This window comes from Vibrio owensii, from assembly GCF_002021755.1.
Classification (GTDB): Bacteria; Pseudomonadota; Gammaproteobacteria; order Enterobacterales; family Vibrionaceae; genus Vibrio; species Vibrio owensii.
Genome location: NZ_CP019959.1, coordinates 1003650 through 1026260, shown reverse-complemented (window position 1 = coordinate 1026260; position 22611 = coordinate 1003650). Strand labels below are relative to the sequence as shown.

The following is a 22611-nucleotide window of genomic DNA, read 5'->3' as shown; positions in this document are numbered from 1 at the left end:
CGTCAGGTTAGGAGATTTTGGAATGTCATATGTATCTTTAAGCGGTTTGTCCTCCGCTCAACTGGATTTGAACACCACCAGTAACAACATTGCGAACGCCAACACGTACGGCTTTAAAGAGTCTCGTGCGGAATTCAGCGATGTGTACTCAAACTCTTTGTTCACTAACGCAAAAACCACTCCAGGTGGCGGTGCGCAAGCTAACCAAGTGGCGCAACAGTTCCACGAAGGTTCAAGCATTTACACCAACAATCCAATGGATTTGCGTGTGTCGGGTACGGGTTTCTTCGCGGTAGCGAAAGATCGCCTTATCCCACAGCAAAATGAAATGACACGTAATGGTGCGTTCCATTTGAACAAAGACAACTACATGGTAACAGCGAACGATGAGTTCCTACTTGGTTACCAAGTAAACCCTGAGTCTGGTGAGGTATCGTCTTACGAGCCACAACCAATCAATATTCCTGCAGAATTTGGTAAGCCAAAGCAAACAGCGAACATTGAAGTGGGTGTGAACTTACCGGCTAATGGTGATTTGAAAGATCCGACTCAGTTTGATTTCTCAGATCCAGATACATACAACCGTTCGACTTCTTCAACGATTTATGACTCGATGGGTCAGTCTTACAAGTTAACGACTTACTACTTGAAAGACCAAACTCAGCCGAACACGTGGCAAACTTACTACACAGTGACAGACAAAGGCGGTGAGAAGCCATTGAACGTTGCTAACGGTGATGCTGCAACGCCAACGGGTCACGTTGGTCACACGATGAAGTTCAACAACGATGGTACGTTGGCAAGCCTAAACAACGGTCAGCCAATCACATCGGTAGCGTTGGGCGATCCTGCGACAAACACTAACCCAGTGGATTTAAACGGTGCGGATCCTGCGCAAACACTTAACTTTGGTTTAGGCTCAGCGACTCAGTTTGCTGCACCATTTGAACTGACTAAGTTCGATGAAGATGGCGCGACAACGGGTTTCCTGACCAAAGTAGACTTTGATGAAAACGGTAGCGTATTGGGTACTTACTCAAACGGTGAAAACGTAACATTGGGTCGTGTGGCGCTAGTGCGTGTTCCAAACGAGCAAGGTCTGGATAAGAAAGGCGGCACTCAATGGGATTCAACTCAGTTCTCTGGTGACAAGATCTGGGGTGAATCAAACAAAGGCTCTTTCGGTACTATCAACAACGGTATGCTAGAGCAATCAAACATTGATATGACTCAGGAGCTGGTGGATCTGATCTCTGCTCAGCGTAACTTCCAAGCGAACTCACGTGCGCTAGAAGTACACAACCAGCTACAACAAAATATCCTGCAGATCCGTTAGAGCACTCGTTAGTTAGCTCTATCATCTGCTTAATCAAACACTGCGTGCACTTGCCGTATCGTTTGATGACATCATGACATTCATCTGGTGCTCAACCTGAAAATACCTCAGTTCAGGTTGGGCATGCTTTGATCTCTGACTTGCCGCTGTTGCCGCTAGACGGATCAAAACATTGCCTCTCTCTTGGTTGATTCATCCTGAATTGCCATCTGAAAACTCTCAATTTATATTCAAGCTTTTGATTAATAACATTATTTTAATGTTGGCATAACTATTGCTTTTACTCCCTTGTACAGAGAACTTTTGGAGTAATTTATGGATCGCGCACTGTTTCTCGCAATGAGCGGCGCCAAGCAAAATATGCAGGCCCTGCAATTGCGTGCCAACAACCTGGCAAACGTGAGTACAACTGGCTTCCGTGCTGACTTAGCACAAGCTCGCTCTATGCAAGCTTATGGTGAAGGTTTGCCTTCACGTGTATTCAGCATGACGGAACGTCCAGGACACAACTTTGCGCAAGGCAGTGTGATCACAACCGGTCGTGACCTCGATATTACGGTAGAAGGCAGCGGCTGGATTTCTGTTATGGACCAAACTGGCAAAGAAGGTTTGACGCGTAACGGTAACCTAAAAGTGGATCAAAACGGCTTGCTAACGAATGCAAGCGGTCATGTGGTGTTGGGCGAAAATGATGCGCCAATCACCTTGCCAATCCCAGTCTCCAAAATCGAAATCGGTCGTGACGGCACCATCTCTGTACTGCCTCAAGGTGCGCCGGCTGAAGAATTAGAAGTGGTTGATCGTATCAAGCTTGTACGCACAGACGATCAAAACTTGTTTAAAGATACCAATGGCTTATTCCGCCATAAAACTCCAAACCAGCCTTACGAAGCAGACGGCTCTATCAGCATCCAAACCGGTGCGATTGAAGGTAGTAACGTGAATGCCGTAGGTGAAATGACCGCTCTGATTGACCTTCAACGTCAGTTTGAAATGCAGGTCAAAATGATGAGCACCGCTGAAGAGATGGATAAGTCTTCAGATTCATTGCTTCGTATGAGTTAACAGAGTTAGAGGTTCACAATGCATCCAGCACTATGGGTAAGTAAAACAGGTTTAGACGCCCAACAGACCAACATCGCAACGATTTCGAACAACTTGGCGAACGCCTCAACCGTAGGTTACAAAAAGAGCCGCGCGGTATTTGAAGATTTGTTCTACCAAAACATCAACCAGCCCGGCGGTCAGTCTTCTCAGAACACGGAACTGCCAAGTGGTTTGATGCTAGGTGCCGGCTCTAAAGTGGTTGCGACGCAAAAAGTGCACACGCACGGTAACGCGCAAACCACCACTAACGCACTCGATATGATGGTGGAAGGCGATGGCTTCTTCCAAGTGACTTTGCCAGACGGCAACATCGGTTACACCCGTAATGGTCAGTTCACGTTGGATGGTGAAGGTACGTTAGTGACTTCTGGCTCTGGATACCCAGTAGAGCCGGAAATTGTGATTCCAGAAGATGCAATCTCTATCACGGTTGGTACAGACGGTGAAGTCTCTGTGCGTATTCGTGGTGAGCAAAACAACGTTGTAGTTGGTCAGCTAACCATTACTGATTTTGTAAACCCTGGTGGTCTTGAGCCAATCGGTCAGAACCTTTACCTACCAACTGGCGCAAGCGGTGACCCACAAGAAGGTGTCCCTGGTCTTGATGGTTTGGGCGAAATTCGTCAATCCATGCTGGAAGCATCTAACGTGAACGTAACGGAAGAGCTGGTCAACATGATCGAAGCTCAGCGCGTGTACGAAATGAACTCAAAAGTAATCTCATCGGTCGACAAGATGATGAGCTTCGTTAACCAGCAGTTGTAATCACTAAGATCGGGATTTAGGGAGCCAATGATGAAACGTATTTGTCTACTTGCACTTATCACGACCATGTCTGGTTGTGCGATGCTAGAACCGATTGAAACCGACGAAGTCAGCCAAGCGACAACGGTGGTGGATGCGGTTGAAGGCGATAAGTCGAAAGAAGAGAGCAGCGGCATCATTGATACTTTGCGCGGCAGAACCGATCCGGTGGCAGGCGATCCGGCATGGGCACCGATTCACCCTAAACAAAAACCGGAGCACTATGCGGCAGCAACGGGCTCTTTGTTTAGCACCGAGCACATTACCGACTTATACGACGATTCTAAGCCACGTGGCATCGGTGACATCATTACCGTAACACTCGACGAAACCACTCGTGCGACTAAGAGTGCCAACGCCGATCTATCAAAAACTAACGATGCGAAGATGGAGCCTTTGTCTGTCGGTGGTCAAGAGCTGCAAATTGGCGGCAAATACAACTTCTCGTACGATCTGAACAACACTAACACCTTTGCAGGCGACTCTTCGGCTAAGCAAAGCAACAGCATCAGCGGTTACATCACGGTAGAAGTGATTGAGGTGCTGGCAAACGGCAACCTAGTGATCCGCGGTGAGAAGTGGATGACGCTGAACACGGGTGATGAGTACATTCGTCTAAGCGGCACAATTCGCCCTGATGACATCAATTTTGACAATACTATTGCGTCAAATCGCGTATCTAACGCAAGAATCCAATACTCTGGCACAGGCTCACCACAAGATATGCAAGAGCCTGGTTTCTTGGCACGATTCTTTAATGTAGCCCTGTAAGACGTCGAAATGACGGCAAATTGACTGCAAGAGATTGAGTAAGCATGAAAAGAATCCTATTAGCACTGTTGAGCGTTGCGCTATTTGCAACCACAGCCCAAGCCGCACGTATTAAAGACGTCGCGCAAGTGGCAGGTGTGCGTAGCAACCAACTTGTGGGTTATGGCTTGGTTTCAGGCTTACCGGGTACGGGTGAATCAAACCCGTTTACAGAACAAAGCTTCGCGGCAATGCTGCAAAACTTCGGCATTCAAATGCCGCCGGGTACCAAACCAAAAATTAAGAACGTTGCCGCGGTTATGGTGACGGCAACTTTGCCGCCATTTTCAAAACCGGGTCAGCAAGTAGACGTTACGGTCTCTTCGATCGGCAGTGCAAAAAGCTTGCGTGGTGGCACCTTGCTACAAACCTTCCTAAAAGGTCTAGACGGCCAAGTGTATGCCGTCGCACAAGGTAACTTAGTCGTGAGTGGTTTCAGTGCAGAAGGTGCTGATGGCTCTAAAATCGTCGGCAACAACCCAACGGTTGGTCTTATTTCAAGCGGTGCAACCGTAGAGCGTGAAATTCCAAACCCATTCGGACGTGGTGACTACATCACATTCAACCTGCTTGATTCTGACTTTACCACTGCACAGCGTATGGCGGATGCGGTAAACAACTTCCTTGGTCCTCAAATGGCTAGTGCGGTTGACGCGACGTCTGTTCGTGTCCGTGCTCCACGCGATGTGAGCCAACGTGTTGCCTTCTTATCGGCAATCGAAAACCTAGAGTTTGACCCTGCGGATGGCGCGGCGAAAATCATTGTGAACTCTCGTACCGGTACGATTGTGGTCGGCAAGCATGTTCGTCTGAAACCTGCGGCAGTGACCCACGGTGGCATGACGGTAGCAATCAAAGAAAACCTCAATGTAAGCCAACCAAACGGCTTCTCTGGTGGTCAAACTGTGGTTGTGCCGGACTCTGATATCGAAGTGAATGAAGAGAAAGGCAAGATGTTCAAGTTCGAACCGGGTTTGACGCTAGATGACCTCGTCCGTGCGGTGAATGAAGTCGGTGCTGCACCGTCGGATTTGATGGCGATTCTGCAAGCATTGAAACAAGCTGGTGCCATTGAAGGCCAGCTGATCATCATCTAATCGATTAGGAGAGACATCATGGTTAACAATCCTAACGATATCGGCTTTATTCATGACATCAGTTCCCTTGATACCCTTCGTCAGAAAGCGGTGAAAGAGGGCAAAGATGGTGAGCATGAAGCATTGCAAGCGGCCGCTCGCCAGTTTGAATCGATCTTTACTTCGATGATGTTGAAGTCGATGCGCGAAGCGAACGAAGGCTTTGAGTCAAACTTAATGAACAGCCAAAACGAAAAGTTCTACCGTCAAATGCTGGATGAGCAAATGGCGAGTAACTTGAGTGCATCGGGTTCGATGGGCTTGGCTGACATGATTGTTAAGCAGTTGACGGTTGGGCAAGGCGACGATAAGGCTGAAACAGCCATGCGCGATGCAGCAAACAATGCTGTGGAATACCGTCGTGTGGATCCGAAGAAAGCTCGTGAAATCGAGCAGCGCTTGATTGAATCTGGTCAGCTATCACGACCGGGTTCAGAGCCTTCGCGTTTTGATTCGCCAGAGTCTTTTGTTAATTCAATGAAGCCATACGCAGACCGTGCAGCAAAAGCTTTGGGTGTTGAGCCTTCACTGCTATTGGCTCAAGCCGCGCTAGAAACAGGCTGGGGGCAAAAAGTCGTTAAGAACGCACGTGGCAGCAGTAACAACCTGTTTAACATTAAAGCTGACCGTAGCTGGCAGGGGGATAAAGTGACGACTCAAACGCTAGAGTTCCACGATAACACGCCTGTGAAAGAGACGGCGGCATTCCGTTCTTACTCGAACTACCAAGATAGCTTTAACGACTACGTTCGCTTCTTGAATGAGAACCCGCGCTACGAGACTGCCCTTCAGCAAGGCGGTGATTCTGAATCCTTCATTCGTGGAATTCACAGCGCAGGGTACGCAACTGACCCAAGCTACGCAGACAAAGTGCTGCAGGTAAAACAAAAAATCGAGAGTATGTAATTCAATCCGATTACGAATGTTTGATGTACATTTTGAGAAGGCTTGCCACAGTGCAAGCCTTTCTTTTTTCGTGCTTTCTCTTTCTTTCCTAAACTGGCACACCTTTTGCTAATTGCTAACTAGGTGATCGGTCAATACCGATTTTATTTCGTTTTTGGGGGCATGTATGGCGTCAGATTTGTTGAATGTAGGTACACAAAGTGTGCTTACCGCTCAGCGACAGTTGAATACGACTGGTCATAACATTTCTAATGCGAATACAGAGGGTTACAGTCGTCAGTCTGTTATCCAAGGCACCAATGATCCGCGTCAATTTGGTGGGTCAACTTACGGCATGGGCGTGCATGTGGAAAATGTTCGCCGCTCTTGGGATGAGTTTGCCGTTAAAGAGCTAAACCTTTCCACTACGAATTACGCTAGCAAGCTTGATAACGAGAAGAACCTCGATCTGCTCTCAAGCATGCTGTCTTCGGTGGCATCGAAAAAAATCCCAGAAAACATGAACGAATGGTTTGATGCGGTAAAAACCATGGCGGATACCCCAAATGACATGGGGGCGCGCAAAGTCGTGTTGGAAAAAGCCAAATTACTCAGCGATACCCTAAACGAATTCCATGAAACTGTGCGTCAGCAGTCCGATGTGGCCAATAAATCACTGGATATGGGCATTGAACGCGTGAACCAACTTGCTGTTGAGATCCGCGATGTTCATCGATTGATGATGCGTACTCCTGGTCCTCATAACGACTTGATGGACCAACATGAAAAACTGATCAAAGAACTTTCTGAATACACCAAGGTGACGGTAACGCCACGTAAAAATTCGGAAGGTTTTAATGTCCATATCGGTAATGGACACACCCTTGTTTCGGGAACAGAAGCCAGCCAATTGAAGATGATTGATGGCTCACCAGATGTTCATCAACGTCGCCTTGCTATGGTTGAAGGTGGTGGCATTAAAGCCATCAAATCAGACGATATTGACGGCAAAATTGGCGCGTTACTTAAGATGCGTGACGAGCACATTCCACAAATGATGGATGAGCTTGGCCGCTTAGCGACTGCGTTTTCTAGCGAAGTAAACCACCTGCAATCGCAAGGTTTGGATCACTACGGTAATGTGGGTGACCCATTGTTTACCGATGTGAACTCAGAGCGACTAGCAAAATCTCGTGTCGTTGCAGGCCCTCAATCGACGGCTGATATGGCGGTTTACATCAATGATATCAGCGCGCTAAAAGGTGGCGAGTACTCATTACGCTATGATGGCGACAGCTACGCCGTGACTAAGCCAAATGGTGAAACCGTTAAGCTTAATACTGATGCAGGCAATGCGCTTTACATCGACGGAATGCGGGTTGAAGTTCGTAACGAGCCTAAAGTCGGTGAGCATGTGTTGCTCCGTCCTACCCGTAGCAGCGCAGCGCAAATGAAAGTTGAAACCACTGATCCAAAAACGATTGCTGCACAAAGTTATGAAGCGTCGACGACCTTTGCTCAAGGTAATGCCAAATTTGAAATCGTTGATGCGGGTGACTTACGTGAATTTGAAGTGGTTGTCTCTCCAACCGGAGACCAATTTGCGGTAACCGATACCAAAGGCAACGTGATCATGGCGCCCCAGCCATATCCACCGACCGGACCGGTTTCAGTCAGTTTGCCAAGCAATCATCCCGCTTATAAAAACGGCGGGGCGACAGTATTTGAGTTAAGTGCGGGCGCATTAGCGAACGATAAATTTACCGCGAACCTAGTGCCATCTGAAGGTGATAACGGCAACTTGCGTAAGATGCAAAACATCCAAACCGACAAGAAGATGAACGGCAATGAATCGACGATCATGAGCTTGTACTTCAACTTGAACACCGATGTGGGTTTGAAAACGTCAACCGCAAGTCGACTCGCCGATGTTGCTCAGTTAGAGAGTGAGGCGGCACAAGAGCGCGTGGCGTCGATATCGGGGGTAAACCTCGATGAAGAAGCGGCAAACATGATGAAGTTCCAACAGGCGTATATGGCCTCTTCTCGTGTGATGCAGGCGGCCAATGACACCTTCAACACCATCTTGCAGTTGCGATAAAGGAGGCCTTAGATGTTAACGCGAATTTCTAGCTTCCATAACTACCAGTCAGTGCAGAACGATCTGCGCCGTCAGGAAAACAAAGTTCACCATAATCAGGAGCAATTGGCTTCTGGTAAACAGTTGACCAAGCCGAGTGATGATCCACTTGCGACGCACTATATTCAGAGTATTGGTCAACAAGAAGAGCAGTTAAAACAATACCTTGATGCAATTGTTCTGGTTCGTAACCGACTAGAAAACCAAGAAGTGGTGATTGCCAACGCTGAGCAATTTACTGATGAGTCGAAACGCATCTCGATGGAAATGATCAACGGTGCGTTTTCTCCGGAAGACCGCGCAGCGAAAAAGCGCGAACTGGAAGAGATTGCAAACAACTTCTTGGCGTTAGTGAATACTCAAGACGAATCAGGCAACTACGTTTTTGCTGGTACGAAACCAAAATCGCAGCCTTTCTTTCGTGATTACGATGGTAGCGTGGTTTATACCGGTGACGATTACCAACGCAAGATGAAGATCGCCAGCAACATTGAGCTCGGCATTAACTATCCGGGTAATCATCTGTTTTCGGAGATCCCAAACCCGTTTGGTGATTTCGAGCCGCAATACGATTTACAAGAAGGTTCTGAGCTGTTGCTTGGTCAAGCAACGAGTGCGTCAGAAGATAACTCAAACTACAAAGTGACCTTTGTGGACATGAGTAACGGCAAGTTTGGTTACCAATTGGAAAAAGATGGCAGCATCGTCCAAGTCGATGACTACTCGCCAATTGACGGCATCCAGTACGAAGGCATCAATATTCAACTGAAAGGGCAGGTTTCCGCAGGGGATAGCATTACGCTAGAGCCGCGCCAAACCTTCAGTGTTTTTGATGCATTCAAAGAAACCATGCAGTGGTCGGAAAGCTCAGTATCTGACGCGTCGGCGACAGCAAAGCTGCATCAAATGACGGAAGAATTCCAAGCGGCGTTTGTTCACATGAACAAAGTCAGAACCGACTTGGGTGCTAAGTTGAGCACGCTCGATATTCAAGAGCAAAACCACGAAGATTTTAATTTGTCTCTGGCGAAAGCGAAGAGCAATTTTGAGGACTTGGATTACTCCAAGGCAGTGATTGAGTTCAGTGAGAACTCACGTGCGTTGCAAGCCTCACAACAGGCATTTGGTAAAACCAAAGACCTGACGTTGTTTAACTATATTTGATGCGCCTACCGTTTATGCGGTGAGCTCGGTATTTCAACCGTTCGATTTTAATGCCTTATGTGCCAAGCCTTAAGTGCGAGAAATCAACGAAAAATACCGAGTAATGCGATCCAAGCGGCATGATTTGACCGAAAGCGGCAATCAGACCAACGGTAATCTAGGCGGCAATAAAGAAACAGCGATTCGGCAACACAACAAAATATGAGTAAGGCAAGGCTCTTACCCCGTATGCCCTATAACTTGTTGTTTATTTGTTCATTATTAAAAGAACAAATAGTTTGAAACAAGTTGGCACACAAATTGTATTGATGTTGTCAGAACAGACTTACGAGATTCTAAACCCTGCCATAGGGCAGATTTAGCAAGTAATTTTTTACGGTCAGTGCTTATCCAAATGAGAGTAAAGCTGGCCGCTTCGCAAAAGCTTGCGAACTCAACAGGAGAGCAAAATGGCTGTAACAGTTAGTACTAACGTCTCCGCGATGACCGCGCAGCGTTATTTAAACAAGGCGACCAACGAGCTAAACACCTCAATGGAACGTCTATCATCTGGTCACAAGATTAACAGTGCAAAAGACGATGCGGCAGGTCTACAGATCTCTAACCGTCTAACGGCACAGTCTCGTGGTCTTGATGTGGCAATGCGCAACGCAAACGACGGTATCTCGATTGCCCAAACGGCAGAAGGGGCGATGAACGAAGCGACGTCAGTCATGCAACGTATGCGTGACTTGGCGATCCAATCTTCAAACGGTACTAACTCTCCAGCAGAGCGCCAAGCGATAAACGAAGAATCATCGGCATTGATTGACGAACTAAATCGTATCGCAGAAACGACATCATTTGGTGGCCGTCGTCTATTGAACGGTTCGTTCGGTGAAGCGGCATTCCAAATCGGTTCAAGCTCTGGTGAAGCGATGATCATGGCACTAACCAGCATCCGTGCGGATGACCAGCGTATGGGCGGTGTGACTTTCTTCTCTGAGAATGGCAAAGACAAAGATTGGGGCGTGGATCCAACTAAAGCGGATCTAAAAATCACGCTTCCAGGCATGGGTGAAGACGAAGACGGCAACCCAGACGATCTAGAAATCAGCATCAATGCGAAAGCAGGTGATGATATTGAAGAGTTGGCAACGTACATCAACGGCCAATCTGATATGATCAATGCGTCGGTAAGTGAAGACGGCAAACTACAAGTGTTTGTTGCGCACCCGAACGTTCAAGGCGAGATTTCAATCTCTGGTGGCCTAGCATCGGATCTAGGTCTAAGTGATGAAGCGGTACGCACATCAGTGCAAGATATCGACATGACAACCGTGCAAGGTTCTCAGAACGCGATTTCTGTACTGGATTCAGCGCTTAAGTATGTTGATTCACAACGTGCTGACCTTGGTGCGAAACAGAACCGTCTAAGCCACAGCATCAATAACTTGGCAAACATCCAAGAAAACGTTGATGCATCGAACAGTCGAATTAAAGATACGGACTTTGCGAAAGAAACAACGCAAATGACCAAAGCTCAAATTTTGCAACAAGCAGGTACTTCGATTCTTGCTCAAGCGAAACAGTTGCCAAACTCTGCGATGTCACTATTGCAGTAGTTTACCTAGCCTGTATTCAATACATTCAGACGTGGATGGGAATGCAGGCTTATGGCAAGCAACTTTATAATAGAATGTGCGGCTCTCTCATCTCTCACCTGCCAATCATTTTCAATGTAAAGTTGCACCCGGTGTGCCGGTTATGTGTTCATTTCTCTTGATCTCCACATAGGCTCTGGCTACCAACCTAGCCCCAGTTCTCTCAAAGGAAAAGGGGCTTTTTCTTTTCTATCTCCCAGATAAAACATTCCTTTCTTTCATCTAACTCACTGCTTTCTAGATATTTTTGGTTATTCTTTGCTCAATTTAGAGCGCTCGGCTTAAGCTGCAGAAACTTGAGGCTTTTTTTCTACTTTTCTTCAACTTTTCTAGCCAAATCTCGCAAATTCACTTTTTTTGATTTTTTTCTAAAGCTTCTGAAATCCGAGTCGTTAATAGAAGTAACTTTGAGAGAACTACTTGGTTTTCCGAGACGTCGGAAACCGCTACATCGGAAAATCAATTGGAGAAATCACCATGGCAGTGAATGTAAACACAAACGTATCAGCGATGACCGCTCAGCGTTACCTAAACAACGCAAACTCAGCACAACAAACCTCTATGGAGCGTTTGTCTTCAGGTTTCAAAATCAATAGCGCGAAAGACGACGCTGCGGGTCTTCAAATCTCGAACCGCTTGAACGTACAAAGCCGTGGCCTGGATGTGGCTGTTCGTAACGCGAACGACGGTATCTCTATTGCACAAACTGCTGAAGGTGCAATGAACGAGACAACTAACATCCTGCAACGCATGCGTGACCTATCTCTTCAATCTGCGAACGGCTCTAACTCAAAATCTGAGCGTGTTGCGATTCAAGAAGAAGTAACGGCACTAAACGACGAACTAAACCGTATCGCTGAAACGACATCTTTCGGTGGTAACCGTCTACTTAACGGTACTTACGGCACTCAGTCTTTCCAAATCGGTGCGGACAACGGTGAAGCAGTAATGCTTAACCTAAAAGACATGCGCTCTGATAACAAAATGATGGGCGGCGTGAGCTACCAAGCTGACAACGGTAAAGACAAAAACTGGAACGTTGAAGCGGGCAAAAACGACCTGAAAATCAGTCTGACTGACAGCTTTGGTCAAGAGCAAGAAATCAACATCAGCGCGAAAGCGGGTGACGATATCGAAGAACTAGCGACGTACATCAACGGTCAAACTGACCTAGTAAAAGCGTCAGTAGATCAAGACGGTAAACTGCAAGTTTTCGCTGGTAACAACAAAGTAGAAGGCGACGTGGAATTCTCTGGCGGCCTATCTGGTGAGCTAGGTCTAAACGACGGCAAGAAAGTAACGGTTGATACTATCGACGTAACATCAGTAGGTGGCGCACAAGAATCTGTGGCTATCATTGATGCGGCATTGAAATACGTAGACAGCCACCGTGCAGAGCTAGGTGCTTTCCAAAACCGTTTCAACCACGCAATCAGCAACTTGGATAACATCAACGAGAACGTGAACGCGTCGAAGAGCCGTATCAAAGATACAGACTTCGCGAAAGAAACGACTCAAATGACCAAGTCACAGATTCTATCGCAAGCGTCAAGCTCAATCCTTGCGCAAGCGAAACAAGCGCCTAACTCAGCGCTAAGCCTACTAGGTTAATCAACCTAATACGACGCGATACAAAAGCCAGGCTCACCCCTGGCTTTTTGCTTATTCAAATCACGCATTAGGTACACCGAATAGGGCAGGTGACAAGGAGTTCGTATCGATTAGATGGTCTCTTTAAATACCAATGTCACTGCGATGATGACGCAGCGGCACCTCAGTCATGCGGCTGAGCAAAACATAGAGTCTCAGCGAAACCTTACCTCGGGTTATCGGATTAATTCCGCCAGTGATGATGCTGCAGGTCTGCAAATCTCTAATACTCTTAATGTTCAAACAAGAGGGCTTGATGTCGCCTTGAGAAATGCGCACGACGCGTATTCGGTGGCACAAACTGCAGAAGGCGCTTTGCATGAGAGTAGCGATATATTGCAACGCTTACGCTCTCTGGGGCTTCAAGCTGCAAACGGCAGTAATGACTCAAGTGATCGGCAAAGTATTCAATACGAGGTCGTAGCGCTGCAAGATGAGCTTGATCGTGTCGCGATCACGACGACATTTGCAGATAAAAACCTGTTTGATGGTTCTTACGGCTCGCAAAGCTTCCATATTGGTGCGAATGCCAATTCTATCTCTCTGACACTGCGAAATATGCGCAGTCACATCCCGGAGATGGGAGGGCAGCATTATGTTGGTGATGCGGTCGATAAAGATTGGCGAGTCACTAAAGATAATCAAACCCTTAAATTTGAATACCAAGACAGTAAAGGGCAAACCCAAACAGAATCTATTGGGCTCAAGCTAGGAGATCGCATCGAGCAAGTTGCCACTTACATCAACGCACAGCAATCGATAGTGAGTGCTTCAGTGACTGAAAACAATGAGCTGCAATTCTTTGCCTCGACGCTGAATGCACCTGAAGGTGTAACGTTAGAGGGTAGCTTGGCGGATGAGCTTGATGTTAGTGCTGGTGGTTTAGTCACAATGGACGACATCGATATGTCGACAGTTGGTGGGGCGCAGCTTTCAATTGGAGTGATTGACGCGGCAATTAAGTATGTTGATTCGCATCGAAGTGAAATAGGCGGCTTCCAAAACCGGGTGAGTGGCACGATGGATAACCTTAATACGGTGAACCGAAGTGTGACTGAATCAAAAGGGCGGATACGAGATACGGATTTTGCTCGAGAATCGACGGAGATGGTGCGCTCACAAGTGCTACAAGATGCGACTACCGCATTGTTAGCTCAAGCGAAGCAGAGACCGAGCTCGGCACTTGGCTTGCTCAGTTAAAAGGGTTGCAGCGATGAACATCGCTCAGGAACAAAAGTTTCAGGTAATAAAAAACGCTGCCAAAGGCAGCGTTTTTTTCGTGTTGGGCTAAGTAAAAATTACTTAGTTACACGTAGAACTGGAGTTTCACCAACAGTAACAGAACCAGAAAGCTTGTTCAGCTCTTTGATTTCGTCCATGTTAGAGATAACAACTGGAGTTAGCGTTGATTTCGCTTTCTCTTCTAGAAGAGCTAGGTCGAATTCAATTACAGTGTCGCCAGCTTTAACAGTTTGACCTTCTTCAGCGATACGCTTGAAGCCTTCGCCTTTAAGTTCAACAGTATCGATACCGAAGTGAACGAAAAGCTCAACACCGTCGTCAGACTCGATAGAGAACGCGTGGTTCGTTTCGAAGATCTTACCGATAGTACCGTTTACAGGAGCTACCATTTTGTTACCAGCAGGTTTGATAGCAATACCATCACCAACGATTTTCTCAGCGAAAACAACATCTGGCACATCTTCGATGTTCACGATCTCACCAGAAAGTGGTGCGATGATTTCGATTGCACCTGCGTCAGCGCTGTCGTCAGATACTAGCTTCTTAAGTTTGTCAAACAGACCCATTGTGTCATGCTCCTAACGTTTTATTTAATTCTGTCGAATTATAGTATACCAATCTTTCGAGATAGACGACTTTTTTTAACCGCCTATCTCATTGGAATTAGTTGATTATTGAGTTTTCTCTGCAATGAACTTTTCTACAACTGCTTCGATTTCTGCTGCTGTTGGTAGAGAAAGTGCTTCTTCAGCCATTGCTTTCACTTCTGCGAAGTTAGAGTTACGGATAACTTTCTTCACTTTAGGGATAGAGATACCGCTCATTGAGAACTCGTCTAGACCCATACCTAGAAGTAGAAGTGTTGCACGCTCATCACCTGCTAGCTCACCACACATACCAGTCCACTTACCTTCAGCGTGAGAAGCGTCGATAACTTGCTTGATCACAGTAAGTACAGCTGGTGATAGTGGGTTGTAAAGGTGAGAAATCATCTCGTTACCACGGTCAACCGCTAGTGTGTACTGAGTTAGGTCGTTTGTACCGATAGAGAAGAAAGCAACTTCCTTCGCTAGGTGGTGTGCGATAGCTGCTGCAGCTGGAGTCTCAACCATTACACCGATTTCGATGTTTTCGTCGAATGCATGACCTTCAGCGCGTAGTTCTGCTTTGTACTCTTCGATCGCTTTCTTAAGCTCACGGATTTCTTCAACAGAGATGATCATTGGGAACATGATACGTAGTTTACCGTGTGCAGATGCACGTAGGATACCACGTAGCTGGTCACGTAGGATTTCACGACGATCCAAGCTGATACGTACTGCACGCCAGCCTAGGAACGGGTTCATCTCTTTTGGAAGATCCATGTATGGAAGATCTTTGTCGCCGCCGATGTCCATAGTACGGATGATTACAGACTCACCATTCATTGCTTCCGCAACTTCTTTGTAAGCTTGGTATTGCTCTTCTTCAGTTGGAAGTGCGTCACGGTCCATGAATAGGAATTCAGTACGGTACAGACCAACACCTTCACCACCGTTACGGATGATACCGTCACAGTCTTTAACAGTACCGATGTTACCGCAAACTTCTACGCGGTGACCGTCAGTTGTTTCTGCGTGTAGGTCTTTTAGCTTAGCTAGCTCTTCTTTTTCAGCAAGGAATGCAGCTTTAACTGCTTTTGCTTCTTCTAGCTCAGCGTCAGATGGGTTGATAACGATCTTGTTGTTCATCGCATCAAGAATCAGCATGTCGCCGTTCTTAACTTGCTTAGTGATGTCGTTAGTACCAACGATAGCTGGAAGCTCAAGAGAGCGAGCCATGATTGAAGTGTGAGAAGTGCGACCACCGATGTCACAAGCAAAACCAAGAACGTAGTCTAGGTTGATCTGCGCAGTTTCAGATGGCGTTAGGTCGTAAGCTACTAGGATAACTTCTTGATCAATATCGCTTAGAGAAACGATGTTGATACCTAGAGCGTTCTTAACGAAACGAGAACCGATATCACGGATGTCAGTTGCACGTTCTTTCAGGTATTCGTCGTCTAGAGACTCAAGAGCCGTTGCTTGCTCTTCGATCACAGAGTAGATCGCGTGGTCAGCAGACATTTTGTCGTTTTTGATAAGTGCTAGGATTTCTTCTTCTAGCTCTTCGTCTTCAAGAAGCATGATGTGACCTTCAAAGATCGCTTCTTTTTCTTCGCCAAACGTTTCAAGCGCTTTTTGCTTGATAGTTTCTAGTTGAGCAGAAGATTTGTTACGAGCGTCAAAGAAACGTGCAACTTCTGCTTCTACTTGATCATCAGAAATAGTGTTTGTGTTTAGGACAATTTCATCTTCTTGAAGTAGTAGTGCTTTACCGATTGCAATACCTGGAGATGCTAGGATGCCTGAAATCATAGCCTTACCTTAAGTTGGTCAACTTTATAAAACGGGAGAATAATGGGTGCGCTAACGAATAGTATTAGCTTAGTTTTGAGCCTATTTCCAACGAAGCCATTTTGCTTTCACAAAATGGCTTCTGAAATAGGAGACCGAATTAGTGTAGTTGGTCCATTAGAGCAACTAGGTGGTCAACTGCTTGCTGAGCTTGTGGGCCTTCAGCTGAGATAGTAACTAGAGTACCTTTTACTAGGCCTAGTGTTTGTAGCTTGAATAGGCTCTTAGCGCTAGCGCTTTTACCGTTAGAAGTCACAGTGATGTCCGCGTCGAATGCTTTAGCTTCTTTAACGAACTGTGCAGCTGGACGAGTGTGAAGACCGTTTTCTGCTGTGATTTCTACTTGCTTCTCGTACATGTGATATACCCCAATAAATGTATTTTTTTGTTAGTTTGTGACTGAGTTTTAGCTTAACTGCTTTACACCTTGTGCGCTAGCACGGGAGAGTTCAAAGCGTGTCAGAACTGATACTAGTCAAAAGTTTGGTGATTGCGCAACTGTTTGCGTGCGTAATCACTCTGAAACCTTTTTGGTTTAGATTCTTTATTTTGAACCTAAAAATAAAACACCCTGATATTACCAAAGGTGGGGCAGGGATCAACAAAAAAGCCCCTGAACGGGGCTTTTTTAAACGAAAAATTGATTTGACCACATATTACTGTTGGTTCTCTTTCTCGGTAAAGATGCCGGCAAATAGTGCCGTACTTAGGTAACGTTCACCAGAGCTTGGAAGAACAGTTACAATCGTTTTTCCTTCAAATTCAGGTAGTTCTGCAAGGCGGTTTGCCGCAACGACTGCTGCACCTGAAGAAATACCCGCTAGGATACCTTCTTCTTCCATTAGGCGACGAGCCATCTCAATCGCTTCTTCAGACGTTACTTGCTCAACACGGTCTAGAAGTTCTAAATCTAAGTTACCAGGGATGAAACCAGCGCCGATACCTTGGATTTTGTGAGGAGCCGGTTGGATTTCTTCGCCTGCTAGCGCTTGTGCAATCACTGGTGATTCAGCTGGCTCTACTGCCACAGAAGTGATGGCTTTGCCTTTTTCACCTTTGATGTAACGGCTTGTACCAGTGATAGTACCGCCCGTACCAACACCTGCTACGAATACGTCGATTTCACCGTCTGTTGCTTCCCAAATTTCAGGACCCGTTGTCTTCTCATGAATCTCTGGGTTTGCAGGGTTGTTGAACTGTTGTAGAAGCAGGTATTTGTCTGGATTGCTTGCTACGATTTCTTCTGCTTTCGCAATCGCGCCTTTCATGCCTTTTGCTGCTTCTGTTAATTCTAAGTTTGCACCTAGCGCTTTAAGAAGTTTACGACGCTCAAGGCTCATTGATTCAGGCATCGTTAGTGTTAGCTTGTAACCGCGAGCTGCTGCTACGAATGCAAGTGCAACACCTGTGTTACCACTGGTTGGCTCTACTAGCTCAACACCTGGCTTGAGCGTACCTGCTTTTTCAGCTTCCCAAATCATGTTTGCACCAATACGGCACTTAACGCTGAAGCTTGGGTTGCGCGCTTCGATTTTCGCTAGAACTTTACCCTTGCTCACTTTGTTTAGGCGAACTAGAGGAGTATTACCAATGGTAAGAGAGTTGTCTTCGTAGATCTTGCTCATAGTGATGTTCCTTCATTACACGTTTTGTGAATATGGATAGAAGAATATGCGGTATAAAAAAAAGGGAAAAGGATTAAAAAGTTATATCTTATGAGGTTGGTCAAGAAATCCACAAAATAACTGAGGAGGCACATTCGTCCTCCTCAATTGGTTTAAAAAGCCACCTATTATTGATGCTTAAATTCGGTTACCCACATCGCGGTTGCGCCACAGACTGCAACAGGCATAACGATAAGATTGAGAATTGGGATAGTCGTGAATACAGAAACCAACACACCAAACCCATATGCCTTACCTTGCTTTTGTTTCAATTTGTAACGCATGTCGTTGAAAGGGACTTTGTGGTTATCAAATGGATAGTCACAATATTGAATCGCTAACATCCATGCGGTGAAAATAAACCACAGAAAAGGTCCAACGGTTTGACCTAATGCTGGGATGAGCAAGAGTAGAAACAAGCCTATCGCTTTTGGTAACACGTAAAGTAGTTTGCGCCATTCACGGGCCATCACGCGAGGTACATCCTTAATGAGTGCCGCAAAGCCGTCGTCATTGACCTTTTGTCCTGTGAGAGACTCTTCGACTTTCTCTGCCAACAACCCATTAAAAGGCGCGGCGATGAAGTTAGCTAATGTACTAAAGAAGTAGGAAAACGTGGCCAGAATGGTCAACACCAATATCGGCCATAAGATGTAGGTAAGCCAAGAGAGGAACTCTGGCAGCTTACCAATCCAACTCTCGATCCAAACATCGAGATGGGAAAATAAATAGAAGATAGCGCCCCCAACAAGCAAAATGTTGGCAAGCAGCGGCAAGACGACAAAACGTCGGATCTCTGGGGAGAGAGCTATTTGAATTCCGTATAGGAAGTAACCGAATCCGGTTCTAGGCTGATTATTCGACTTCATATCCATTTTGTTTCTTGTAAGTGAAAACTCATTGTACCTGTGGATGCTTTTCTTTCAATGCCCTAACAATTTGGGTCTTGTAAAGTGGAATCGTGGCAAGAATCACAACAAAAAGCGGAACTTCTTGCATTAAGTTGTTCTAAACCTACATATAGTTTTGGTAAAGTAAAAGCATCATTCGGATTTATTGCACTTGGGTTACTGCTCAAGGATGTGCGAGTAGTAAGAACAAGTAGATTGAGAGTAAATAATGCAGGAATTGCGATTCGTACTCATTGTTGTTGGCGCATTAGCCATCGCCGCATTGCTATTTCATGGTTTGTGGACAAGCAAAAAAGAAGGCAAAGCGAAATTTGGTAACAAGCCGCTTGGTAAGTTGGACGTTGACCAAGAGGATAAAGACTCCTTAGATCAAGAGCGTGAAATTGCTCCTGCTCCAGAAGACGATTTCGAAATCATCCGCAAAGATCGTAAAGAGCCTGACTTTGGGATGGAAAGTTCTTTCGACAACAAATTTGCCTCTGATCCGCTGATCGATGATGTTCTTGATGTTAGAGAAAAAGAACACAAAGAAGAGCGCGAAATCCCTGCTTTTGTCGCAACGAAGAAAACCGAAGACGAATTAGAACCTGTTCTGCAAGAGCCAGTACAGTCGTCGGTTGTTGAAGAAGAAATTATTGAACCAGTCTTTGAAGCTCCTGAAGTATCAGAAGCGCCAGTTATGCCAGAAGTCGAGGCGACACCGGTAATGGCTGAAGAAGTGATTGAAGAGCCAAAACCAGAACCTGAAATGCAAGTGATTGTGTTGAATGTTCATTGCGCTGGCGATGAGCCTTTCATCGGCACTAAGCTGTTCGATAGCATGCAGCAAAATGGATTGATTTACGGTGAGATGAATATCTTCCATCGTCATGTTGATTTATCAGGCAATGGCAAAGTGCTATTTAGCGTGGCCAACATGATGCACCCAGGTACGCTAGAACACGGTGACCCAGCTGAATTCAGTACTAAAGGTATTTCGTTCTTTATGACGCTACCTTGCTATGGTGAAGCAGACCAAAACTTTAACCTTATGCTACGTATTGCACAGCAAATCGCTGACGATATGGGCGGTAACGTTTTGGATGATCAACGTAACTTGATGACACCAGATCGATTGGCCTCATATCGACGTCAAATAGTTGAGTTTAATGCTGCTAGCGCATAACCTTAACAACAAATAATGATAGGGCTCCGTTAGGAGCCCTTTTTCTTAGATTCCCAACCTCATTGAACAATATACACGGGGCTTTAATATGTCTGAATCAGTACTTCAGCGACTAGAAGAATTAAAAGAGTCGTTGCATTACCACGCTGTTCGTTACTACGTGGAAGATAACCCAGAGATTCCAGACGCAGAATACGACCGTATGATGCGTGAACTATTGGATATTGAAGCCGAGCACCCAGAGTTGGTGACTGTAGACTCTCCAAGCCAACGTGTTGGTGGTCAGCCTCTGTCTGAATTCAGCCAAGTCACTCACGAAGTGCCAATGCTGTCTTTGGACAACGCGTTTGATGATGCTGAACTGGATGGTTTTCACAAACGTGCTCAAGACCGTGTCGTTGGCCATACCATTAAACAATACTGCTGCGAGCCTAAGCTTGATGGCTTAGCTGTGAGCCTGCTGTATGAAAATGGCGTTTTGGTGCAAGCGGCAACGCGTGGTGACGGTACAACGGGTGAGAACATCACTGAAAACGTACGTACTATCAGCGCTATTCCATTAAAGTTACAAGGCAAAGACTGGCCGACACGTCTAGAAGTGCGCGGTGAAGTGTTTATGCCAAAAGCGGGATTTGACAAACTTAACGAGAACGCACGAAAAAAAGGCGAGAAAGTTTTTGTTAACCCACGTAACGCGGCAGCAGGTAGCTTACGCCAATTAGATTCCCGTATCACGGCATCACGTCCTCTAAGCTTTTACGCATACAGTGTTGGCGTTGTGGAGGGGGCATCCCTTGCTAACAGTCACTACGAACGATTCTTACAAATCAAATCGTGGGGCTTGCCAATGTGTCCAGAAACCAAGCGTGTCGATAGCTTGGAAGAGGTTAAAGCGTACTACCAAGATATTCTTACTCGTCGTGAAGCTTTGGCTTACGAAATTGACGGTGTCGTTATCAAAGTGGATGACATTGCGATTCAAGAGCGTTTAGGTTTTGTTGCTCGTGCTCCTCGTTGGGCTATTGCCTACAAATTCCCGGCTCAGGAAGAAATCACTACACTGAATGAAGTTGAGTTCCAAGTTGGTCGTACTGGCGCGATTACTCCAGTAGCCAAACTTGAACCAGTATTTGTTGGTGGTGTAACAGTCTCTAACGCTACGCTTCATAACGCAGACGAGATTGAGCGTTTGCAAGTGATGGTCGGTGACCAAGTCGTGATTCGTCGTGCTGGTGACGTGATTCCACAAGTGGTGTCTGTTATCAAAGAGCGTCGCCCTGAAACGGCTCGTGAAATCCTTTTCCCAGATGCTTGTCCGGTATGTGGCTCTCACGTTGAGCGTATCGAAGGTGAAGCGGTAACACGTTGTACTGGTGGCTTAGTATGTCAGGCGCAACGTAAAGAAGCGTTAAAGCATTTTGTTTCCCGCAAAGCGTTAGACGTAGACGGCCTGGGTGACAAGGTGATTGAGCAGCTAGTGGATCGTGAGATGGTGGAAACACCAGCTGATCTATTTAAGCTTTCAGCGGGTGTCTTAACCGTACTAGAGCGTATGGGGCCGAAATCGGCAACCAACGTTGTTAATGCGCTTGAGAAATCAAAACTCACTACATTGCCACGCTTTTTGTACTCACTCGGCATTCGTGAAGTAGGGGAGGCAACAGCAGCCAACCTAGCACAACACTTCAAGAGTCTGGATGCGATTCAGCAAGCGACAGAAGAGCAATTGATTGAAGTTCAGGACATTGGTGTGATCGTGGCAAAACACATTACGACTTTCTTTGGCGAAGAGAAAAACCAAGCTGTTGTTCGTGACTTGCTAGAACAAGGCATCAACTGGCCAGAGATTGCAGTACCACAAGAAGGTGTTGAATTACCATTGGAAGGCAAGACGGTCGTATTAACTGGCACGCTTTCTCAACTAGGTCGCTCAGAAGCGAAAGAAGCATTACAGAATCTAGGCGCGAAAGTAACGGGTAGTGTATCCAAGAAAACAGACATTCTGTTTGCTGGTGAGAACGCGGGTTCTAAGCTTGCAAAAGCGCAAGAGCTCGGTATTGAGATTCAAACTGAGCAAGACTTACTCAACTTGATGAATTAACTTCTATCAAAAAAGCTAAAAAATACCTAAAAGCCCCAATTGCCAGTCAGTTGGGGCTTTTTCTTTGCAATTAAAAAGTCACTCAATAACCTCCGAATTCCGCTGTTTAGTGATTTCAGTGATCAGGATCGACCCTTCAACGATTCATCTCCTATAGACCAAAGTCTGCGATCAACTTCAAATTGAGCTTTGTTGTTTTTACTTAAGTGTTTGTATTTTAAGTGCTTAATTGCTTGTTGTGTCTTTGGTGTTAAAAATAAGATCTGGATCAACAACTTATATGGAACTTTGGCGTTGGTCATATTTTTTTAGAAAAAAAATAAGTTCCATTTGGATGTTTTTAGATGCGAAGTTAGTCTTAGAAGCGTGGATACACGGTGTGTATGCAGGAACTAAAAAGAACCAATTTAGAAATATT

18 protein-coding genes are annotated in these 22611 nt (G+C 45.9%); 13 read left to right on the top strand and 5 right to left on the bottom strand.

What is annotated here, in order from left to right; all coding sequences use genetic code 11:
• Nucleotides 1-22: 22 nt before the first annotated feature.
• The 11 genes from flgE to A9237_RS04375 all read left to right on the top strand — a co-directional run bounded on the left by flgE (nucleotide 23) and on the right by A9237_RS04375 (nucleotide 13875).
• Nucleotides 23-1336, top strand: coding sequence for a flagellar hook protein FlgE (gene flgE / locus A9237_RS04430; RefSeq protein ID WP_005425641.1), 1314 nt, complete (start codon nucleotides 23-25; stop codon nucleotides 1334-1336).
• 315 nt (nucleotides 1337-1651) lie between these two features.
• The gene (locus tag A9237_RS04425; protein WP_005425588.1) at nucleotides 1652-2401 is read left to right on the top strand and encodes a flagellar basal body rod protein FlgF; all 750 of its coding nucleotides are present in this window, start codon (nucleotides 1652-1654) and stop codon (nucleotides 2399-2401) included.
• Nucleotides 2402-2419: 18 nt separating this feature from the next.
• Entirely contained in the window at nucleotides 2420-3208 is a 789-nt protein-coding gene (flgG, locus tag A9237_RS04420; protein WP_005425600.1) for a flagellar basal-body rod protein FlgG, read from the top strand.
• Nucleotides 3209-3238: 30 nt separating this feature from the next.
• Complete coding sequence (flgH, locus tag A9237_RS04415) at nucleotides 3239-4018, top strand: flagellar basal body L-ring protein FlgH (protein ID WP_005425645.1); 780 nt, start codon at nucleotides 3239-3241, stop codon at nucleotides 4016-4018.
• Between the two features lie 44 nt (nucleotides 4019-4062).
• Nucleotides 4063-5154, top strand: a complete 1092-nt coding sequence (locus A9237_RS04410) for a flagellar basal body P-ring protein FlgI (protein WP_005425633.1) — start codon at nucleotides 4063-4065, stop codon at nucleotides 5152-5154.
• 18 nt (nucleotides 5155-5172) lie between these two features.
• Complete coding sequence (gene flgJ / locus A9237_RS04405; RefSeq protein ID WP_005438655.1) at nucleotides 5173-6099, top strand: flagellar assembly peptidoglycan hydrolase FlgJ; 927 nt, start codon at nucleotides 5173-5175, stop codon at nucleotides 6097-6099.
• Between the two features lie 166 nt (nucleotides 6100-6265).
• The gene (gene flgK, locus A9237_RS04400; RefSeq protein WP_078607757.1) at nucleotides 6266-8179 is read left to right on the top strand and encodes a flagellar hook-associated protein FlgK; all 1914 of its coding nucleotides are present in this window, start codon (nucleotides 6266-6268) and stop codon (nucleotides 8177-8179) included.
• A gap of 12 nt (nucleotides 8180-8191) precedes the next feature.
• The gene (flgL, locus tag A9237_RS04395; RefSeq protein WP_005438657.1) at nucleotides 8192-9382 is read left to right on the top strand and encodes a flagellar hook-associated protein FlgL; all 1191 of its coding nucleotides are present in this window, start codon (nucleotides 8192-8194) and stop codon (nucleotides 9380-9382) included.
• Nucleotides 9383-9831: 449 nt separating this feature from the next.
• Entirely contained in the window at nucleotides 9832-10986 is a 1155-nt protein-coding gene (locus A9237_RS04390; protein ID WP_009705676.1) for a flagellin, read from the top strand.
• A gap of 516 nt (nucleotides 10987-11502) precedes the next feature.
• Nucleotides 11503-12636: a flagellin gene (locus A9237_RS04380; protein WP_045481549.1), complete on the top strand. Its 1134-nt coding sequence runs from the start codon at nucleotides 11503-11505 to the stop codon at nucleotides 12634-12636.
• 114 nt (nucleotides 12637-12750) lie between these two features.
• Complete coding sequence (locus A9237_RS04375) at nucleotides 12751-13875, top strand: flagellin (RefSeq protein ID WP_078607756.1); 1125 nt, start codon at nucleotides 12751-12753, stop codon at nucleotides 13873-13875.
• 98 nt (nucleotides 13876-13973) lie between these two features.
• Here A9237_RS04375 and crr read toward each other — a convergent pair whose 3' ends face one another.
• From crr to cysZ, 5 genes are all read right to left on the bottom strand, one after another.
• Nucleotides 13974-14483, bottom strand: coding sequence for a PTS glucose transporter subunit IIA (gene crr / locus A9237_RS04370; protein WP_005425608.1), 510 nt, complete (start codon nucleotides 14481-14483; stop codon nucleotides 13974-13976).
• A 105-nt stretch (nucleotides 14484-14588) separates the two neighbouring features.
• A complete protein-coding gene (gene ptsI, locus A9237_RS04365) occupies nucleotides 14589-16313 on the bottom strand; it encodes a phosphoenolpyruvate-protein phosphotransferase PtsI (RefSeq protein ID WP_078607755.1) in 1725 nt (574 codons plus the stop codon).
• Between the two features lie 139 nt (nucleotides 16314-16452).
• Entirely contained in the window at nucleotides 16453-16710 is a 258-nt protein-coding gene (locus A9237_RS04360) for an HPr family phosphocarrier protein (RefSeq protein ID WP_005436894.1), read from the bottom strand.
• 298 nt (nucleotides 16711-17008) lie between these two features.
• A complete protein-coding gene (gene cysK, locus A9237_RS04350; protein WP_005436896.1) occupies nucleotides 17009-17977 on the bottom strand; it encodes a cysteine synthase A in 969 nt (322 codons plus the stop codon).
• Nucleotides 17978-18144: 167 nt separating this feature from the next.
• On the bottom strand, nucleotides 18145-18885 hold the full coding sequence (cysZ, locus tag A9237_RS04345) for a sulfate transporter CysZ (RefSeq protein ID WP_045455421.1): 741 nt from the start codon (nucleotides 18883-18885) through the stop codon (nucleotides 18145-18147).
• Between the two features lie 250 nt (nucleotides 18886-19135).
• Here cysZ and zipA point away from each other — a divergent pair, with 250 nt between their 5' ends.
• Nucleotides 19136-20092, top strand: a complete 957-nt coding sequence (gene zipA / locus A9237_RS04340) for a cell division protein ZipA (protein ID WP_039842881.1) — start codon at nucleotides 19136-19138, stop codon at nucleotides 20090-20092.
• An 88-nt stretch (nucleotides 20093-20180) separates the two neighbouring features.
• Nucleotides 20181-22193, top strand: coding sequence for an NAD-dependent DNA ligase LigA (gene ligA, locus A9237_RS04335; protein WP_078607754.1), 2013 nt, complete (start codon nucleotides 20181-20183; stop codon nucleotides 22191-22193).
• Nucleotides 22194-22611 lie beyond the last annotated feature (418 nt).

What these genes read in the sequence shown, in the direction of transcription:
- flgE (WP_005425641.1), top strand. Translation starts at nt 23, where the DNA reads ATGTCATATGTATCTTTAAGCGGTTTGTCCTCCGCTCAACTGGATTTG.
- A9237_RS04425 (WP_005425588.1), top strand. Translation starts at nt 1,652, where the DNA reads ATGGATCGCGCACTGTTTCTCGCAATGAGCGGCGCCAAGCAAAATATG.
- flgG (WP_005425600.1), top strand. Translation starts at nt 2,420, where the DNA reads ATGCATCCAGCACTATGGGTAAGTAAAACAGGTTTAGACGCCCAACAG.
- flgH (WP_005425645.1), top strand. Translation starts at nt 3,239, where the DNA reads ATGAAACGTATTTGTCTACTTGCACTTATCACGACCATGTCTGGTTGT.
- A9237_RS04410 (WP_005425633.1), top strand. Translation starts at nt 4,063, where the DNA reads ATGAAAAGAATCCTATTAGCACTGTTGAGCGTTGCGCTATTTGCAACC.
- flgJ (WP_005438655.1), top strand. Translation starts at nt 5,173, where the DNA reads ATGGTTAACAATCCTAACGATATCGGCTTTATTCATGACATCAGTTCC.
- flgK (WP_078607757.1), top strand. Translation starts at nt 6,266, where the DNA reads ATGGCGTCAGATTTGTTGAATGTAGGTACACAAAGTGTGCTTACCGCT.
- flgL (WP_005438657.1), top strand. Translation starts at nt 8,192, where the DNA reads ATGTTAACGCGAATTTCTAGCTTCCATAACTACCAGTCAGTGCAGAAC.
- A9237_RS04390 (WP_009705676.1), top strand. Translation starts at nt 9,832, where the DNA reads ATGGCTGTAACAGTTAGTACTAACGTCTCCGCGATGACCGCGCAGCGT.
- A9237_RS04380 (WP_045481549.1), top strand. Translation starts at nt 11,503, where the DNA reads ATGGCAGTGAATGTAAACACAAACGTATCAGCGATGACCGCTCAGCGT.
- A9237_RS04375 (WP_078607756.1), top strand. Translation starts at nt 12,751, where the DNA reads ATGGTCTCTTTAAATACCAATGTCACTGCGATGATGACGCAGCGGCAC.
- crr (WP_005425608.1), bottom strand. Translation starts at nt 14,483, where the DNA reads ATGGGTCTGTTTGACAAACTTAAGAAGCTAGTATCTGACGACAGCGCT.
- ptsI (WP_078607755.1), bottom strand. Translation starts at nt 16,313, where the DNA reads ATGATTTCAGGCATCCTAGCATCTCCAGGTATTGCAATCGGTAAAGCA.
- A9237_RS04360 (WP_005436894.1), bottom strand. Translation starts at nt 16,710, where the DNA reads ATGTACGAGAAGCAAGTAGAAATCACAGCAGAAAACGGTCTTCACACT.
- cysK (WP_005436896.1), bottom strand. Translation starts at nt 17,977, where the DNA reads ATGAGCAAGATCTACGAAGACAACTCTCTTACCATTGGTAATACTCCT.
- cysZ (WP_045455421.1), bottom strand. Translation starts at nt 18,885, where the DNA reads ATGAAGTCGAATAATCAGCCTAGAACCGGATTCGGTTACTTCCTATAC.
- zipA (WP_039842881.1), top strand. Translation starts at nt 19,136, where the DNA reads ATGCAGGAATTGCGATTCGTACTCATTGTTGTTGGCGCATTAGCCATC.
- ligA (WP_078607754.1), top strand. Translation starts at nt 20,181, where the DNA reads ATGTCTGAATCAGTACTTCAGCGACTAGAAGAATTAAAAGAGTCGTTG.